We start from the raw sequence: 16,763 nt of genomic DNA on the forward strand, positions 1-16,763 counted from the left end.
TTTACCTCTTACGCCAGACGCGGGTTAACTTTATCTGCATCGATGTTGAATTTGATGATTGCATCTGCAACCACTTTCTTATCGATTTCGCCACGTTTAGCCAGTTCGCCCAGGGCCGCTACAACCACGTAGGAAGCATCAACTTCGAAGTGGTGACGCAGGTTTTCACGGCTGTCAGAGCGACCGAAACCGTCAGTACCCAGTACGCGATAATCATCAGCCGGTACATAAGTACGAACCTGTTCGGCAAACAGTTTCATATAGTCAGTAGATGCTACTGCCGGAGCGTCGTTCATCACCTGAGCGATGTACGGAACGCGCGGAGTTTCCATCGGGTGCAGCATGTTCCAGCGCTCACAATCCTGGCCATCACGCGCCAGTTCAGTGAAGGAGGTTACGCTGTAAACGTCAGAACCTACACCGTAGTCGTTCGCCAGGATCTGTGCTGCTTCACGCACGTGACGCAGGATAGAACCGGAGCCCAGTAGCTGAACTTTACCTTTCTTACCTTCGAGGGTTTCGAGTTTGTAGATACCTTTACGGATACCTTCCTCGGCACCTGCTGGCATTGCCGGCATGTGGTAGTTTTCGTTCAGCGTGGTGATGTAGTAGTAAACGTTCTCTTGTTTCTCACCGTACATACGCTCCAGACCATCGTGCATGATGACCGCAACTTCGTACGCGTAAGACGGATCGTAAGAGATACAGTTCGGGATAGTCAGAGACTGAATATGGCTGTGACCATCTTCGTGCTGCAGACCTTCACCGTTCAGCGTAGTACGACCAGAAGTACCCCCTACCAGGAAGCCGCGAGCCTGTTGGTCGCCTGCCTGCCAGCACAGGTCACCAATACGCTGGAACCCGAACATGGAGTAGTAGATGTAGAACGGGATCATCGGCAGATCGTTGGTGCTGTAAGAAGTCGCAGCAGCCAGCCAGGATGCGCCTGCACCCAGTTCGTTGATACCTTCCTGCAGGATCTGACCTTTCTCGTCTTCTTTATAGTAAGCAACCTGCTCACGGTCCTGCGGGGTGTACTGCTGACCGTTCGGGCTGTAGATACCAATCTGACGGAACAGACCTTCCATACCGAAAGTACGCGCTTCGTCAGCGATGATCGGAACCAGACGATCTTTGATCGACTTGTTCTTCAGCATCACGTTCAGGGCACGAACGAAAGCGATAGTGGTGGAGATTTCTTTGTTCTGCTCTTCCAGCAGCGCACCGAAGTCTTCCAGAGCTGGCAGTTCCAGCTTCTCGGTGAAGTTCGGCTGACGAGCTGGCAGGTATCCATGCAGTTTCTGACGCTGAGCGTGCAGATAAGTGTGCTCTTCAGAACCTTCCGGGAAGGTGATGTAAGACAGGTTTTCAACCTGCTCATCGGTCACAGGAACGTTGAAGCGGTCGCGGATATAACGCACGCCGTCCATGTTCATTTTCTTAACCTGGTGAGCGATGTTTTTACCTTCAGCGGTGTCACCCATGCCGTAACCTTTGATGGTATGGGCCAGGATTACAGTTGCTCTGCCTTTGGTTTCCTGCGCTTTTTTCAGTGCAGCGTAGACTTTCTTCGGATCGTGACCACCACGGTTCAGAGCCCAAATCTGCTCGTCAGTCCAGTCAGCAACCAGTGCTGCGGTTTCCGGGTATTTACCGAAGAAGTGCTCACGTACGTATGCGCCATCTTTGGATTTGAAGGTCTGGTAGTCGCCGTCAACGGTTTCGTTCATCAGCTGGATCAGTTTACCGCTGGTGTCTTTACGCAGCAGCTCATCCCAACGACCGCCCCACATGACTTTGATAACGTTCCAGCCAGCGCCCGCGAAGATGCCTTCCAGTTCGTTAACAATCTTGCCGTTACCGGTTACCGGGCCGTCAAGACGCTGCAGGTTACAGTTGATAACAAAGACCAGGTTGTCCAGTTTTTCACGGGTCGCGATGGTGATCGCACCTTTAGATTCTGGCTCATCCATCTCGCCGTCGCCCAGGAAGGCGTAAACGGTCTGTTTAGAGGTATCTTTCAGGCCACGGTGTTCCAGATATTTCAGGAATTTAGCCTGGTAGATAGCACCGATTGGGCCCAGCCCCATAGATACGGTCGGGAACTGCCAGAATTCTGGCATCAGTTTCGGGTGCGGGTAGGAAGACAGGCCTTTGCCATGTACTTCCTGACGGAAGTTGTTCATCTGCTCTTCAGTCAGACGACCTTCCAGGAATGCGCGTGCGTAGATGCCCGGAGAGATGTGACCCTGGAAGTACACCAGATCGCCGCCATCTTGCTCGTTGCGTGCGCGGAAGAAGTGGTTGAAGCAAACATCATATACCGTTGCGGAGGACTGGAAGGATGCCATGTGGCCACCCAGCTCGAGGTCCTTTTTAGACGCGCGCAGTACGGTCATGATGGCGTTCCAGCGGATAGCAGAACGAATACGACGTTCCAGCTCCAGATTGCCCGGGTATTCCGGTTCATCTTCAACGGCAATAGTGTTTACATAATTGCTGGCCCCTGCACCTGCCGCTACTTTCACGCCGCCTTTGCGAGCTTCTGAAAGCAGTTGGTCGATCAGATACTGAGCACGCTCAACACCTTCTTCACGGATGACCGATTCGATCGCCTGTAGCCAGTCGCGAGTTTCGATCGGATCCACGTCATTTGGGAAACGTTCTGACATGGGGGTATTCCTTATCTATCTAATACGTTGAGTTATCTGGAACCTGTCCCATTACGTTCTCGCCAGAGAGCGTAATAAGACAGGTTCTGCGTTTAGTTGCCGCGCACTTTATATGGCGCTTGATTTACAACATCTTCTGGTTAACGTTCTACCAGAAAAATCACTAATTCTTTCGTTGCTCCAGACGGCGTAAGGCGCGTTCACGACGGCTTTCCTCACGGCTTCTGTCCAGCAGGATCTCTTCGATAAACGCCAGGTGACGGTGGGACGCTTCACGCGCCTCTTCCGGCTTCCCGGCAATAATTGCTTCAAAAATACGGGTACGGTGACTGCTAACCAGTGGCAGCATTTCACGACGCGCATACAGCAATTCGAAGTTTTGCCGAACGTTCTGGGCCAGCATCGGCTCCATACACCTTAGCAAATGGAGCAGCACCACATTGTGTGCCGCTTCGGTGACAGCAATTTGATACTGGAGTACCGCATCAGATTCGCCGTCAAGATCGCCGGACTGTTGAGCAAGCTCGATCGCATGGTGGAGTTCACGGATACGCGTTTTGTCTTCATCCGTGCTGCGCAGTGCAGCGTAATAAGCCGCAATACCTTCCAGCGCATGGCGCGTCTCAAGCAGGTCAAACTGGGATTCAGGATGGTCGGAGAGCAGCTCTACCAGTGGGTCGCTAAAGCTCTGCCACAGGCTGCTCTGAACAAAAGTGCCACCGCCCTGACGACGAAGCAGTAAGCCCTTCGCTTCAAGGCGTTGGATCGCCTCGCGTAAGGAGGGGCGGGAGACGTCGAACTGTTTTGCCAGCTCGCGTTCCGGTGGGAGTTTTTCTCCGGGGCGAAGTGTCCCCTCAAGAATTAAAAACTCCAGCTGCTGCTCAATCACATCGGAGAGTTTTGGTTGGCGGATTTTGCTGTAGGCCATGATTTCCTGTCTTAAGCCATTTGCCCGGAGTCAATTGGTCTTACCAATTTCATGTTCTTGACGCTAAAGTAACAAAGTATTCACCTTCTGTCCATACAGGTTTTGATTGAAATCAGTAAAGGAGGCATATTTTAACAACATTACAGAAATAACGTTTCAAACATGTAACTATGCACAAATGTTAAATTTACCCACCTCGTGGTAGTTTTAACGGAATTGAAACGAAAAATTATCTCATCTGAACCGATTCACCTGCTTATTTATCGATATATCAACCACTATTAATGAATAGAAATTCAAAATGGAAATTTTGTGGTAGATAAACTCGCATTTACAAATGGTTTCTTTTTATTCAAGTCGTCATCTTCCCCGCATAAAGCAGGTGCATTCGCGCTCGCATATCATTATTCTGATCAAGACAAAAGTATTAAGGCAACATTTTATCAAAAGCATCTGTAAACAAATTAATACAACAAACGGAATTGCAAACTTACACACGCATTGCTGCGTAGTTCAAAAAATAAGCACTCGAAATATGAAGAGTAAAACCACACACGAGGTTTCATGATGGAAAGTCAACAGCATAGCGATCAGCTCAAGCGCGGCCTTAAGAACCGCCATATACAGCTAATCGCGCTGGGTGGCGCGATTGGTACCGGGTTATTCCTCGGTAGCGCATCCGTTATCCAGTCTGCAGGACCGGGTATTATTCTGGGTTACGCTATTGCCGGCTTTATCGCCTTTTTGATTATGCGTCAGTTAGGTGAAATGGTGGTTGAAGAGCCCGTTGCAGGCTCATTTAGTCACTTTGCTTATAAATACTGGGGCGGTTTCGCGGGGTTCTCTTCCGGCTGGAACTATTGGGTGCTGTACGTATTGGTTGCCATGGCTGAGCTAACTGCCGTGGGTAAATACATCCAGTTCTGGTACCCGGAGATCCCAACATGGGTGTCTGCGGCTGCCTTCTTTGTGCTGATCAACGCCATCAACCTGACCAACGTGAAAGTGTTTGGTGAGATGGAGTTCTGGTTCGCCATTATTAAAGTCATTGCCGTCGTAGCGATGATCCTGTTCGGCGGCTGGTTACTGTTTAGCGGTAACGGCGGCCCGCAGGCCAGCGTCAGCAACCTGTGGAGCCAGGGTGGCTTCCTGCCGCACGGCTTCACCGGACTGGTGATGATGATGGCTATTATTATGTTCTCTTTCGGTGGGCTGGAGCTGGTCGGGATCACCGCAGCAGAAGCGGATAACCCGGAGCAAAGCATTCCCAAAGCGACCAACCAGGTTATCTACCGTATCCTGATTTTCTATGTGGGTTCGCTGGCGGTTCTGCTTTCCCTGATGCCGTGGACGCGTGTCACGGCCGATACCAGCCCGTTTGTCCTTATTTTCCACGAGCTGGGAGACACCTTTGTTGCTAATGCCCTGAACATCGTAGTGCTGACTGCCGCCCTTTCTGTCTATAACAGCTGCGTATACTGCAACAGCCGTATGCTGTTCGGTCTGGCACAGCAGGGCAATGCGCCCAAAGCGCTGATGAACGTCGACAAACGCGGTGTACCGGTGAACACCATTCTGGTTTCCGCACTGGTGACGGCTCTGTGTGTGCTGATCAACTACCTGGCACCGGAATCCGCCTTTGGCCTGCTGATGGCGCTGGTGGTTTCCGCACTGGTGATCAACTGGGCAATGATTAGCCTGGCACACATGAAGTTCCGCAAAGCCAAACAGCAGCAGGGTGTTACCACCCGCTTCCCGGCGCTGCTCTATCCGCTGGGTAACTGGGTGTGCCTGATTTTCATGGCTGCAGTACTGGTGATTATGCTGATGACGCCGGGTATGGCGATCTCGGTGTACTTAATCCCTGTATGGATTGCCATTCTTGGCATCGGCTACCTGTGTAAACAAAAAACGGCCGGCGCGGTTAAAGCGCATTAATCCCCCCTCCCCCCACCTGCGTCAGGTGGGGGTTGTTACCTGCCTCACACTTTCCCACTCACGACTGTTTAGTCCATATCAGCGGCGTTATCCTGCAACGCAAAAACACCGGTGCCGGACAATAATTCTCTCCATATCTCATTAATGGAGTGCAGTTGATGGAAACCAGTAAGCTCACGGTGAAAGAAAAGATCGGCTATGGAATGGGCGACGCCGGATGCAACATCATCTTTGGCGCCATCATGTTGTTTGTTAACTATTTTTACACAGACATTTTTGGTCTGGCACCTGCACTGGTCGGCGTATTACTGCTCTCAGTACGCGTTATCGACGCCGTTACCGACCCTATAATGGGCGCGATGGCCGACCGCACCCGTAGTAAATATGGTCGATTTCGTCCATGGCTTTTATGGATGGCTTTCCCGTACGCGTTATTCAGCGTACTGATGTTTACCACTCCAGAGTGGACCTATAACAGCAAAGTTATCTATGCGTTCGTTACCTACTTCCTGCTATCTATTACTTATACAGCGATCAACATTCCCTACTGCTCGCTCGGCAGCGTCATCACCAACGATCCGAAGGAACGCGTCGCCTGCCAGTCATATCGCTTTGTGTTGGTAGGCATTGCAACCCTGCTGCTGTCCCTCACCTTGCTGCCAATGGCCGACTGGTTCGGCGGGGAAGACAAAGCCAAAGGGTATCAGATGGCAATGGCGGTTCTGGCTTTCATCGGCATGTGTATGTTCCTGTTTTGCTTCGCTACGGTCCGTGAACGCGTACGCCCTGCTGTCCAGACCAATGACGATTTAAAAGCCGATCTGAAAGACGTGTGGAAGAACGATCAGTGGGTAAAAATTCTGCTGTTAACCCTGTGCAACGTCTGTCCGGGCTTTATTCGCATGGCCGCCACTATGTACTACGTGACCTGGGTTATGCAGCAAAGCACGCAGTTTGCCACGTTGTTTATCAGCCTTGGTGTGGTCGGCATGATGATCGGCAGCATGCTGGCAAAGGTGTTAACCGATCGCTGGTGCAAACTGAAAGTCTTCTTCTGGACCAATATCATCCTGGCGATTTTCTCCGGCGCGTTTTACTTCTTCGATCCAAAAGCAACCATGATGATTATGGTGCTCTACTTCCTGCTCAACATCCTGCACCAAATCCCTTCTCCGCTGCACTGGTCGCTGATGGCGGATGTCGATGACTATGGCGAGTGGAAAACCGGTAAACGCATCACCGGGATCAGCTTCTCCGGTAACCTGTTCTTCCTGAAACTGGGCCTGGCGATTGCCGGAGCGATGGTCGGCTTCCTGCTATCCTGGTACGGCTACGACGCAGGGGCGAAAGCGCAAAGCGACTCTGCCATTAACGGTATTATGCTGCTGTTTACCATCATACCGGGCGTAGGCTACCTGATTACCGCAGGCGTGGTTCGTCTGCTGAAAGTTGACCGCGAGTTTATGCAGCAAATACAGACAGACTTAGAAAAGCGCCGCGCCAACTACCGTGAACTGAATGAATACCACGATATAAAAACGACTGAAACCGTAAGGAAAGCCTAATGAATCAGTGGCCAAATCCCTTTATTGAACAGCGTGCCGATCCGTTTATCTTACGTGACGGTAGCCACTATTATTTCATTGCTTCAGTACCCGAATATGACCGACTGGAGATACGCCGGGCCGACTCGCTGGAAGGGCTACGCACCGCCGCCCCGGTTGTCGTCTGGCACAAACCAGAAAGCGGCCCCATGAGCCAACTCATCTGGGCACCCGAAATCCATCATCTGGCAGGCAAGTGGTACATCTATTTTGCTGCCACTCACACACAGTCGCTCGACAAGCTGGGGATGTTCCAGCATCGCATGTTTGCGCTCGAATGTGCCGACGCCGATCCGCTGACCGGGCAGTGGACGGAGAAAGGTCAGATTAAAACGCAGTTTGATACCTTTGCGCTTGATGCCACCACCTTTAACCATCAGGGAAAACAGTGGTACCTCTGGGCGCAGAAGTCGCCCGATATCGCCGGAAACTCCAATATCTATCTCGCTGAGCTGGAAAATCCATGGACGATTAAAGGCGAGCCGGTCATGCTAAGTCATCCTGAGTATGACTGGGAATGCCGGGGTTTTTGGGTCAATGAAGGTCCTGCCGTCATAGTTCATGGCGATAAGCTGTTTATCAGCTATTCCGCCAGCGCCACCGATGAGAACTACTGTATGGGATTATTGTGGATTGACCTCAACGCCGATCCGCTCAACCCGCAGAACTGGCACAAATCACCGCGCCCGGTCTTTACCACCAGTTATGAAAACCGCCAGTTTGGGCCAGGACACAACAGCTTTACACAAACGCCGGAAGGTGAAGATGTACTGGTGTATCACGCGAGAAACTACACCGAAATCGAGGGCGATCCGCTGTACGACCCAAACCGCCACACTCGTCTGAAGCTCGTGCGTTGGGACGAAAACGGCATGCCAGATTTTGGCGTGCCGCCTGCTGATACGAACTAAACCGTTGCACTGCCCGGTGGCGCTAGCGCTTACCGGGCCTACACGTTTTTTCATTGTAGGCCGGATAAGCATTAGCGCCATCCGGCACAACGCTATACTAATGCCCCATAAATGGTGAGCACCGCAATAACCACCACCACCACAAACGAGGTTTTCTTCGCCAGCGAAACGGCGGCTTTTGGCGTTTCGACTTTATCGGTGTGCGGTTCACGCGCCAGCGAGAACTGCGCCAGACGCGTAAGCACCTGATATTGCGACGTGTGCAGATCCGCAAGCGAGGCAAGCCAGGCCGGCAGCGCCTTCTCGCCATGTCCCAACAGCGCATAGACCACGCCCGCCAGACGCACCGGGATCCAATCCAGCACATGCAGGATCGCATCAATACCTGATTGCAGACGCTGGTGCGGTGTCTGATAGCGCGCCAGCCAGGACTGCCAGGCACGTAAAAAAGCATAACCAACCAGCGTCACAGGTCCCCACGGACCACCGACAATCAGCCAAAATAACGGCGCCAGATAAAAACGGAAGTTGTTCCATAACAGCGCGTTCTGCAGTTCGCGCAAGAATTCACGCTCATCGCAGTCCGGCGGAACCCCATGGATAAGCGTCAGCTCGCTGGCCATCGCATCACGGGCGTGAGCATCATCGCGAGCAGCCGCGTTCAGGTAAGCGTGATAGTGAAGGCGCGCCTTGCCAGCACCGATGCACAGCAAGCCAATTAAGATCCACGCCACCAGCAACGGAACATTAAACAACAGCCCATGAAGTGCGCGCAGTAGCAGAAATGTCACTCCCATCGCAATCAGAGTCATGCCTACCGTACGCATCATCGAAAAATGCTTAATCCGGCGGAAAAAAGCTTCAATCCGGTGATCAAGCTGCCAGTGCTCACCCAGCTTAAACAGGCGTTCAACAATCAACACCAATAATGTTGTAAACAGCGTCATGTCATCTCCTTGTGCGACGAGGGGGTGACCAGGGCGCGGAACCTTGCCCAGTCAAAGGACGACCCGGGATCGGTCTTACGCTCGGGCGCAATATTGCAATGTCCTGTCATGTTGTTAGCAATGGCCGGATAACGCGTAATCAGAGTATTCGTCACGGCAGCCAGTTGCTGATACTGCGCATCGGTATAGGCCAGCGTATCCGTCCCTTCCAACTCAATACCAATTGAAAAATCATTACAGCGTTCTCGCCCTTGATAGCTCGACACACCCGCATGCCAGGCGCGTTTATCAAAAGGCACATATTGCACGATTTCACCGTCACGGCGAATCAAACAATGGGCTGAAACACGCAGATGGGCGATCCCAGCAAAATAAGGATGGGCGTTGGGATCAATCGTGCCTGTAAACAGCGCGTCTATCCACGGGCCGCCAAACTCGCCGGGCGGCAGGCTGATATTATGCACCACCAGCAGAGAAGGGTTTTCGTCATCCGGGCGGCAATCGTAATGCGGAGAGGGGACGCGTCGCGCCTCTGCCAGCCAGCCCTCGTCTAACAACATGCAGAATCTCCTTATTGGTGGTGCTCATATCAGGTTCAGGGTAGCATGTTTCCACCTTATGATTCGTTAGCAATTTGGAGTTTTATCATGCCGCCTCGCCGCTATAACCCTGACTACCGACGTGACGCGCTGTTGGAACGCATAAATCTGGATATCCCTGCCGCTGTAGCTCAGGCGCTGCGTGAAGATTTAGGCGGAGAAGTTGATGCCAATAACGATATCACCGCACAGCTTTTACCCGAAGACATGCGCTCCCATGCCACCGTAATCACCCGCGAAGATGGCGTTTTTTGTGGAAAACGTTGGGTGGAAGAGGTCTTTATTCAGCTGGCTGGCGATGATGTCAACATCACTTGGCATGTCGAAGATGGCGACAGCATAAAGGCCAATCAGCCGCTGTTTGAACTGGACGGCCCTTCCCGCGTTTTACTGACCGGTGAACGTACTGCGCTGAATTTTGTGCAGACGCTTTCAGGTGTAGCGAGCGAAGTGCGTAAATACGTCGACCTGTTAGCAGGAACCAAGACCCAACTGCTGGATACGCGTAAAACCCTGCCGGGACTGCGTACCGCGCTAAAATACGCCGTATTGTGCGGCGGCGGCGCGAATCATCGTTTGGGGCTGTCCGACGCCTTCCTGATTAAAGAAAACCACATTATTGCTTCCGGCTCGGTACGTCAGGCCGTCGAAAAAGCCTTCTGGTTGCACCCGGATGTGCCGGTTGAAGTCGAAGTAGAAAGCCTGGATGAGCTGGACGACGCGCTGAAAGCCGGGGCCGACATCATCATGCTCGATAACTTCGAAACTGACCAAATGCGCGAAGCGGTAAAACGCACCAACGGCCAGGCGCGTCTGGAAGTGTCGGGCAACGTCACCCATGAAACGCTGCGCGAATTTGCCGAAACCGGTGTGGACTTTATCTCTGTTGGCGCGCTGACCAAACATGTTCGCGCACTCGATCTCTCCATGCGATTTCGCTAATTGCTGATTGTATTGCCCGATGACGCTTCGCGTATCGGGCCTACTACACAGGTTTATTCTGTAATCCTGATACGGCATTTACACCACCATCCGGCAGTTTCTTCGAGTCTCTTCGCAAATACATTGTCTGACTCTGTAATTTCGTAAAAATCCTCTGAACCCGCTTTCCCGTTTTGTTTTTTGTCCCTCGCCGTCCTCCCGTGGGTTTGCCAAAGTAGCGCCAGCAAACTCAAGGAGCGAACGATGAACAAGCAACGAGGATTTACGCTTATCGAACTCATGGTGGTGATTGGCATTATTGCCATCCTTAGCGCCATCGGCATTCCGGCATATCAAAACTATCTGCGCAAAGCCGCGCTGACGGACATGCTGCAAACCTTTGTCCCCTATCGCACGGCGGTTGAGCTCTGTGCACTGGAGCATGGCGGAACAAATACCTGCGATGCCGGAACGAATGGTATCCCCTCTCCAACAACTACCCGTTACGTCTCAGCCATGAGCGTTGAAAAGGGAATTGTCAGTCTTAGTGGGCAGGAAAGCCTGAACGGGCTAAGCATCACCATGACGCCAGGTTGGGACAATGCCAACGGCATTACCGGCTGGAACCGAAACTGCGTCATCCAGAACGACAGCGCATTGCAGCAGGCCTGTGAAGACGTTTTCCGCTTTGATACCCACTAAGGAACAGAGATGAATACCACCCAACTTACGGCACTATGCCAACGTTATCAGGCAATATTACTGGATGCAGACAATGAAGTGGTGCATATCGCCGTCGTAGACGCCCCATCACACGAACTGCTGGATGCACTGCATTTTGCCACCACCCGACACATCGACATTGTCTGCTGGACACGTCAGCAAATGGAAGGCCACACGCATACACCACAGAAAATGCTCCCGGCAGTAGTCACGAAAAGCAGCGCCAGCGCAGCAGACTTGCTGAATCAGACGTTTCATTCCGCTCTGACGCAACGGGCTTCTGATATTCATTTTGAACCCGAGGAAAATCACTATCGAATCAGATTACGCGTAGATGGCGTGCTTCACGCTTTACCGGAAGTCACGACCGAGATGGGCATTGCCATCACCGCAAGGTTAAAAGTATTAGGCAGCCTGGATATCGCCGAGCATCGGCTTCCACAAGACGGACAATTTACCGTTGAGATTTCAGGAGAGCCGGTCTCGTTTCGCATCGCCACCCTGCCCTGTCGCTACGGCGAAAAAGTCGTGTTACGGCTACTTCATCAGGTCGATCAGTCACTGGAGATCGCGGCGCTGGGAATGCAAGACGCGCAGATGGCCGCATTTTCGCAAGCCTTGCAGCAGCCTCAGGGGCTGATTCTGGTTACCGGACCTACCGGAAGCGGCAAAACGGTCACGCTGTACAGTGCGCTGCAAACCCGAAACACCCCGGATGTGAATCTTTGTAGCGTGGAAGATCCGGTAGAGATCCCGATCGCAGGTCTCAACCAGACGCAAATTCACCCACGCGCCGGCCTGACTTTTCAGGGAGTCTTACGTGCTCTGCTGCGCCAGGATCCCGACATTATCATGGTGGGTGAAATCCGCGATGGCGAAACGGCCGAAATAGCCCTTAAAGCAGCGCAAACCGGCCATCTGGTTCTTTCTACGCTGCATACCAATTCTACCAGTGAAACGCTGGTGCGCCTGCAACAAATGGGTGTCGCACGCTGGATGATCGCCTCCGCGCTGACGCTCGTTATTGCACAGCGGTTGGTCAGAAAGTTGTGCCCCCATTGCCGACAACGTCAGAGTACGCCTATCACGCTCCCGAAAACTGTCTGGCCTACACCACTACCGAATTGGCAGGCCCCTGGCTGCAAACATTGTTATCACGGATTTTATGGCCGTACGGCATTGTTTGAAGTCCTCCCGGTTACTCCGGCATTACGTCAGAGTATTGCCAGTGGCACATCCGTAGACGAAGTGGAATCTGATGCTCAGCAATCAGGAATGAGAACGCTTTTCGAGAATGGCTGTCAGGCCGTCGAGCAAGGGTTAACGACATTTGAAGAGCTGATTCGTGTACTGGGCATGCCTCATGTCCGCTAAACAGCTTTGGCGCTGGCAAGGCATTAACAACGAAGGTAAATCTCTGGAAGGAACGCTATGGGCCGATACCCGACCGTCATTGATGCTGACTCTTGAGGAACAACAGATTACGCCGCTGCGCATTAAACGTATGCGTGTCAAAATCTCGCACTGGAGCCGTACAAGAAGTGCCGAAACCATACACCAGTTGGCGACATTGCTAAAGGCAGGGTTAACGCTCTCAACAGGGCTAGCTCTGCTTGCTGAACAGCATCCCAGCACTCAATGGCAGGCGCTACTGCGTACGCTGGCTTACGATATGGAACAGGGCATAACCCTCTCCGCCTCGTTATCACAATGGCAACACGTTTTTCCGCCCCTTTACCAGGCAATGATCCGTACCGGAGAACTTACGGGTAAGCTGGACGACTGCTGTTTTGAACTCGCCTACCAGCAAAAGAAACAACAGCAACTTGCTGATAAAGTTAAAAAAGCCCTGCGCTATCCGATCATCATCATAACAATGGCGGTGATGGTCGTATTTGCGATGCTGCAGTTTGTACTCCCTGAGTTTGCCGCTATCTACCAGACGTTCAACACCCCGCTACCGGCGCTCACTCAGTGGATTATTACCATCGCACACTGTAGCAGCCAATGGGGATGGCTGGCGGTAGCGCTTGGCCTGGTAGCAGTTGCCACACATCATTTGATAAAGCAGAAACCGTACTGGCTCATTCTGCGCCAGAAATTGCTGCTCAGCCTCCCGGTCATAGGGCCGATGGTGAGAGGGCAAAAACTCACGCAGATATTCACTGTTCTGGCGTTAACGCAAAATGCAGGCATTCCCTTTTTGCAGGGGCTTGAGAGCGTTACCGAAACGCTGGCTAACCCTTTCTGGTCTCAACGTTTAGCACTGGTTCAGCAGGACATCAGCTCAGGAAAACCGATCTGGTTAGCGCTTAAAAATAGTGGTGAATTCAGCCCATTGTGTATACAGCTGGTCAGAACTGGTGAAGCTTCCGGCTCGCTGGATGCAATGCTGCGTAATCTTGCTCATCACCATGGCGAGAAAACCCTGGCTCAGGCTGAGAATTTGGCTGCATTACTTGAGCCTGCGTTGCTGGTCATTACGGGGCTTATCATCGGTACGCTGGTCGTCGCGATGTATTTACCGATTTTCCATTTGGGAGATGCGATGAGCGGGGTGGGATAGATTCAAATGCCGGATGGCGGCGTAACGCCATCAGGCATTTCACAGAACTAGCTGTTCTTACAGGCTATTGAAAACGCGGTTTTCTTGTTCCTGTACACGAATAAACGTTGTACGTTTGGTCAGCTCTTTCAGACGGGATGCGCCCACATAGGTACAAGCAGAACGCAAACCGCCGAGGATATCGCGAGCGGTATTATCAACCGGGCCGCGCAGTGGCAGTTTGACGGTTTTACCTTCTGCAGCGCGGTACTGTGCAACACCACCTACGTGACGCGTCATGGCAGATTCAGAGCTCATACCGTAGAACAGCATGAATTTCTCACCGTTCTCTTCAACAATTTTGCCGCCACTTTCTTCATGACCAGCCAGCATGCCGCCGAGCATCACGAAGTCTGCGCCGCCACCGAACGCTTTTGCCACATCACCCGGCATTGTGCAGCCGCCGTCGCTGACAATCATGCCACCCAGACCGTGGGCTGCATCGGCGCATTCAATAACCGCAGAAAGCTGTGGATAGCCAACGCCGGTTTTTACACGCGTGGTACATACAGAACCTGGGCCAATGCCAACTTTGACAATATCAGCACCGGAGAGCACCAGCTCTTCGCACATTTCACCGGTGACCACATTGCCCGCACAGATCGTTTTTGTCGGCCATGCTTCACGCGCTTTTGACACGAACTGAACAAAATGCTCTGAGTAGCCATTGGCCACATCAATGCAGATAAAGTTCAACGCGGGGTTAAGCGCCAGAATCTGTTTAGTTTTTTCGAAATCTGCATCAGACGTACCGGTTGAAACCATTACGTGTTTAAGCACATCGGCAGAGCTCTCTGCGATGAAGGCGGCCCAGTCTTCAACAGAATAGTGTTTGTGCACAGCGGTCAGGATGTCGAAGGATGCCAGTGCCGTTGCCATGGCAAACGTCCCGACAGTGTCCATGTTCGCGGCAATAATAGGTACGCCGGACCAGGTCTGACCTGAATGCTTAAAGGTAAATTGACGTTCCAGCTCAACATCGGAACGGCTTTTGAGAGTAGAACGCTTAGGGCGGATAAGAACGTCTTTGAAACCTAACTTCAGATCTTCTTCGATACGCATGTGCGGATTCCTGGGGTTAATGGCGAAAAATCGAAACTCACAACTCCAGTGACGCTATCATACGCACTAATCAATGCCGCGCAAGACTGCGAAATTCTCTTTTTTTACGCTACAATCCCATAAATTTACCTGGCGAATAGTAGGTTAATCCTGCAGCAGCCTCGCCTTCGCACGCATAACTTTTAACTGTTTGATAATCAAACTTAAACTCCAGGATCGGCATCTATGAGGTATACGGTAGCCTTAACCGGCGGCATTGGCAGTGGTAAAAGCACCGTTGCAAATGCGTTCGCTGACCTCGGAATAAACGTCATTGATGCAGATATTATTGCGCGCCAGGTGGTTGAACCCGGCACACCTGCTCTTAAGGCGATCGAAGAACATTTTGGTTCCGACGTTATAGCCGCAGACGGATCGTTGCAGCGACGCATTTTACGCGAACGCATTTTTTCCAATCCTGAGGAGAAAAGCTGGCTGAATGCTCTGCTTCATCCGCTTATTCAGCAGGAAACCCAGCGTCAGTTTCAGCAAGCAACCTCTCCTTATCTGCTATGGGTTGTCCCTTTGCTGGTGGAAAATTCGCTGTATAAAAAAGCCGACCGCGTACTCGTGGTGGATGTCACCCCCGAAACCCAGCTCAGACGCACCATGCAGCGTGATGACGTCACGCGTGAGCATGTCGAACAAATTCTTGCTGCCCAGGCAACGCGTGAAGCGCGGCTGGCCGTGGCAGACGATGTTATTGATAATAATGGCGCACCGGAAGCCATCGCCTCGGATGTCGCCCGCCTGCACGCGCTCTATTTGCAATGCGCGTCGCAGTTTGTCTCACAGGAAAAACCGTAATGCACACCCAGGTCCTTTTTGAACACCCTCTCAATGAGAAGATGCGTACATGGCTGCGCATTGAGTTTTTAATCCAACAGCTCTCCGTTAATTTGCCCATTGCTGACCATGCCGGCGCTCTGCATTTTTTCCGCAATATCGGAGATTTACTGGATGTATTTGAACGCGGCGAAGTCCGTACCGAACTCCTCAAAGAACTGGAGCGACAGCAGCGTAAACTCCAGGCCTGGGTCGAAGTTCCCGGCGTCGATCAAAGCAGAATAGACTCTTTGCGTCAGCAGCTAAAAAGTGCAGGCAGCATTCTGATTTCTGCCCCGCGTATTGGACAGACGCTGCGCGAAGATCGTCTGATTGGTCTCGTACGTCAGCGTTTAAGTATTCCTGGCGGGTGCTGCAGTTTCGATCTGCCGACTCTGCATATCTGGTTACACCTGGCACAGTCGCATCGTGACGCGCAGGTTGAAACCTGGCTTGCCAGCCTGAATCCGCTCAATCAGGCGCTGTCGCTGGTACTGGATTTAATTCGCAACTCAGCGCCGTTTCGTAAGCAAACCAGCCTGAATGGTTTTTATCAGGACAACGGCGAAGATGCAGATCTGCTGCGCTTACAGCTGCCGCTTGATTCGCTGCTTTATCCGCAAATTTCTGGTCATAAGAGCCGTTTTGCCATCCGCTTTATGCCGCTGGATAGCGAGAATGGTCAGGTGCCTGAGCGCCTCGATTTTGAACTGGCGTGCTGTTAAGGAGTCAACATGTCTGAACAAACCATCGTCAACTGCCCAACCTGCGGCAAGCCTGTAGTATGGGCTGAGGTCAGTCCGTTTCGCCCATTCTGCAGCAAGCGCTGCCAGTTAATCGATCTGGGAGAGTGGGCCGCAGAAGAGAAACGCATCCCAAGTTCAGGTGATCTGTCAGAAAGCGACGACTGGAGTGAAGAGCAGAAGTAATTCTGCTAAAACGGTGGGTCGGATAAGGCAATGCCGCATCCGACATTTTATGTTGTTTTG

General features: G+C 52.1%; 15 protein-coding genes. 10 read left to right on the plus strand and 5 right to left on the minus strand.

Annotated elements, in window-relative coordinates; all coding sequences use genetic code 11:
- Nucleotides 1–8 precede the first annotated feature (8 nt).
- Both aceE and pdhR read right to left on the minus strand, forming a co-directional pair.
- Nucleotides 9–2,672, minus strand: coding sequence for a pyruvate dehydrogenase (acetyl-transferring), homodimeric type (gene aceE, locus OGY33_RS22575; protein ID WP_032942374.1), 2,664 nt, complete (start codon nt 2,670–2,672; stop codon nt 9–11).
- Between the two features lie 163 nt (nt 2,673–2,835).
- Nucleotides 2,836–3,600, minus strand: coding sequence for a pyruvate dehydrogenase complex transcriptional repressor PdhR (pdhR, locus tag OGY33_RS22580; RefSeq protein ID WP_003018699.1), 765 nt, complete (start codon nt 3,598–3,600; stop codon nt 2,836–2,838).
- A gap of 564 nt (nt 3,601–4,164) precedes the next feature.
- Between pdhR and aroP the strand changes: the two genes are divergently transcribed.
- From aroP to OGY33_RS22595, 3 genes are all read left to right on the plus strand, one after another.
- Nucleotides 4,165–5,538 carry an aromatic amino acid transporter AroP gene (aroP, locus tag OGY33_RS22585; RefSeq protein ID WP_191238856.1) on the plus strand — a complete coding sequence of 458 codons (1,374 nt, stop codon included), beginning with the start codon at nt 4,165–4,167 and terminating at the stop codon, nt 5,536–5,538.
- A gap of 158 nt (nt 5,539–5,696) precedes the next feature.
- On the plus strand, nt 5,697–7,103 hold the full coding sequence (locus OGY33_RS22590) for a glycoside-pentoside-hexuronide (GPH):cation symporter (protein ID WP_191238857.1): 1,407 nt from the start codon (nt 5,697–5,699) through the stop codon (nt 7,101–7,103).
- Nucleotides 7,103–8,053 (plus strand): glycoside hydrolase family 43 protein, encoded by a 951-nt coding sequence (locus tag OGY33_RS22595; protein WP_191238858.1) that lies wholly within the window; start codon nt 7,103–7,105, stop codon nt 8,051–8,053. The genes OGY33_RS22590 and OGY33_RS22595 overlap by 1 nt, the downstream gene beginning before the upstream one ends.
- Before the next feature lie 92 nt (nt 8,054–8,145).
- Here the strand turns inward: OGY33_RS22595 and ampE are convergent, their stop codons facing one another.
- Nucleotides 8,146–9,000: a beta-lactamase regulator AmpE gene (gene ampE, locus OGY33_RS22600; RefSeq protein ID WP_032942372.1), complete on the minus strand. Its 855-nt coding sequence runs from the start codon at nt 8,998–9,000 to the stop codon at nt 8,146–8,148.
- Nucleotides 8,997–9,560 (minus strand): 1,6-anhydro-N-acetylmuramyl-L-alanine amidase AmpD, encoded by a 564-nt coding sequence (gene ampD, locus OGY33_RS22605; RefSeq protein WP_032942371.1) that lies wholly within the window; start codon nt 9,558–9,560, stop codon nt 8,997–8,999. The genes ampE and ampD overlap by 4 nt, the downstream gene beginning before the upstream one ends.
- Nucleotides 9,561–9,647: 87 nt before the next feature.
- On the opposite strand from ampD, the gene nadC reads away from it, so the two are divergent.
- The 4 genes from nadC to hofC all read left to right on the plus strand — a co-directional run bounded on the left by nadC (nt 9,648) and on the right by hofC (nt 13,809).
- Nucleotides 9,648–10,541 (plus strand): carboxylating nicotinate-nucleotide diphosphorylase, encoded by an 894-nt coding sequence (gene nadC / locus OGY33_RS22610; protein WP_003837454.1) that lies wholly within the window; start codon nt 9,648–9,650, stop codon nt 10,539–10,541.
- Nucleotides 10,542–10,784: 243 nt separating this feature from the next.
- Nucleotides 10,785–11,222, plus strand: coding sequence for a prepilin peptidase-dependent pilin (gene ppdD / locus OGY33_RS22615; RefSeq protein WP_048214935.1), 438 nt, complete (start codon nt 10,785–10,787; stop codon nt 11,220–11,222).
- Between the two features lie 9 nt (nt 11,223–11,231).
- On the plus strand, nt 11,232–12,617 hold the full coding sequence (gene gspE, locus OGY33_RS22620; protein ID WP_191238859.1) for a type II secretion system protein GspE: 1,386 nt from the start codon (nt 11,232–11,234) through the stop codon (nt 12,615–12,617).
- A complete protein-coding gene (gene hofC, locus OGY33_RS22625; protein ID WP_103014387.1) occupies nt 12,607–13,809 on the plus strand; it encodes a protein transport protein HofC in 1,203 nt (400 codons plus the stop codon). The genes gspE and hofC overlap by 11 nt, the downstream gene beginning before the upstream one ends.
- Nucleotides 13,810–13,866: 57 nt before the next feature.
- Here the strand turns inward: hofC and OGY33_RS22630 are convergent, their stop codons facing one another.
- Nucleotides 13,867–14,910, minus strand: coding sequence for a GMP reductase (locus OGY33_RS22630; protein ID WP_003829510.1), 1,044 nt, complete (start codon nt 14,908–14,910; stop codon nt 13,867–13,869).
- Between the two features lie 225 nt (nt 14,911–15,135).
- Here OGY33_RS22630 and coaE point away from each other — a divergent pair, with 225 nt between their 5' ends.
- The 3 genes from coaE to yacG are packed head-to-tail and all read left to right on the plus strand — an operon-like array spanning nt 15,136 to nt 16,703.
- Nucleotides 15,136–15,756 carry a dephospho-CoA kinase gene (coaE, locus tag OGY33_RS22635; protein WP_003829511.1) on the plus strand — a complete coding sequence of 207 codons (621 nt, stop codon included), beginning with the start codon at nt 15,136–15,138 and terminating at the stop codon, nt 15,754–15,756.
- The gene (zapD, locus tag OGY33_RS22640) at nt 15,756–16,499 is read left to right on the plus strand and encodes a cell division protein ZapD (RefSeq protein WP_003829513.1); all 744 of its coding nucleotides are present in this window, start codon (nt 15,756–15,758) and stop codon (nt 16,497–16,499) included. Before coaE ends, zapD begins: the two co-directional genes overlap by 1 nt.
- 9 nt (nt 16,500–16,508) lie before the next feature.
- Nucleotides 16,509–16,703: a DNA gyrase inhibitor YacG gene (gene yacG, locus OGY33_RS22645; protein WP_003018740.1), complete on the plus strand. Its 195-nt coding sequence runs from the start codon at nt 16,509–16,511 to the stop codon at nt 16,701–16,703.
- Nucleotides 16,704–16,763: the final 60 nt, after the last annotated feature.

The sequence above is a fragment of the Citrobacter sp. Cpo032 genome (genome assembly GCF_030332975.1).
Lineage (GTDB): Bacteria > Pseudomonadota > Gammaproteobacteria > Enterobacterales > Enterobacteriaceae > Citrobacter > Citrobacter portucalensis.

Excerpts from the sequence above, each read along its gene's own strand:
- aceE (WP_032942374.1), bottom strand. The coding sequence starts at position 2,672 with ATGTCAGAACGTTTCCCAAATGACGTGGATCCGATCGAAACTCGCGAC.
- pdhR (WP_003018699.1), bottom strand. The coding sequence starts at position 3,600 with ATGGCCTACAGCAAAATCCGCCAACCAAAACTCTCCGATGTGATTGAG.
- aroP (WP_191238856.1), top strand. The coding sequence starts at position 4,165 with ATGATGGAAAGTCAACAGCATAGCGATCAGCTCAAGCGCGGCCTTAAG.
- OGY33_RS22590 (WP_191238857.1), top strand. The coding sequence starts at position 5,697 with ATGGAAACCAGTAAGCTCACGGTGAAAGAAAAGATCGGCTATGGAATG.
- OGY33_RS22595 (WP_191238858.1), top strand. The coding sequence starts at position 7,103 with ATGAATCAGTGGCCAAATCCCTTTATTGAACAGCGTGCCGATCCGTTT.
- ampE (WP_032942372.1), bottom strand. The coding sequence starts at position 9,000 with ATGACGCTGTTTACAACATTATTGGTGTTGATTGTTGAACGCCTGTTT.
- ampD (WP_032942371.1), bottom strand. The coding sequence starts at position 9,560 with ATGTTGTTAGACGAGGGCTGGCTGGCAGAGGCGCGACGCGTCCCCTCT.
- nadC (WP_003837454.1), top strand. The coding sequence starts at position 9,648 with ATGCCGCCTCGCCGCTATAACCCTGACTACCGACGTGACGCGCTGTTG.
- ppdD (WP_048214935.1), top strand. The coding sequence starts at position 10,785 with ATGAACAAGCAACGAGGATTTACGCTTATCGAACTCATGGTGGTGATT.
- gspE (WP_191238859.1), top strand. The coding sequence starts at position 11,232 with ATGAATACCACCCAACTTACGGCACTATGCCAACGTTATCAGGCAATA.
- hofC (WP_103014387.1), top strand. The coding sequence starts at position 12,607 with ATGTCCGCTAAACAGCTTTGGCGCTGGCAAGGCATTAACAACGAAGGT.
- OGY33_RS22630 (WP_003829510.1), bottom strand. The coding sequence starts at position 14,910 with ATGCGTATCGAAGAAGATCTGAAGTTAGGTTTCAAAGACGTTCTTATC.
- coaE (WP_003829511.1), top strand. The coding sequence starts at position 15,136 with ATGAGGTATACGGTAGCCTTAACCGGCGGCATTGGCAGTGGTAAAAGC.
- zapD (WP_003829513.1), top strand. The coding sequence starts at position 15,756 with ATGCACACCCAGGTCCTTTTTGAACACCCTCTCAATGAGAAGATGCGT.
- yacG (WP_003018740.1), top strand. The coding sequence starts at position 16,509 with ATGTCTGAACAAACCATCGTCAACTGCCCAACCTGCGGCAAGCCTGTA.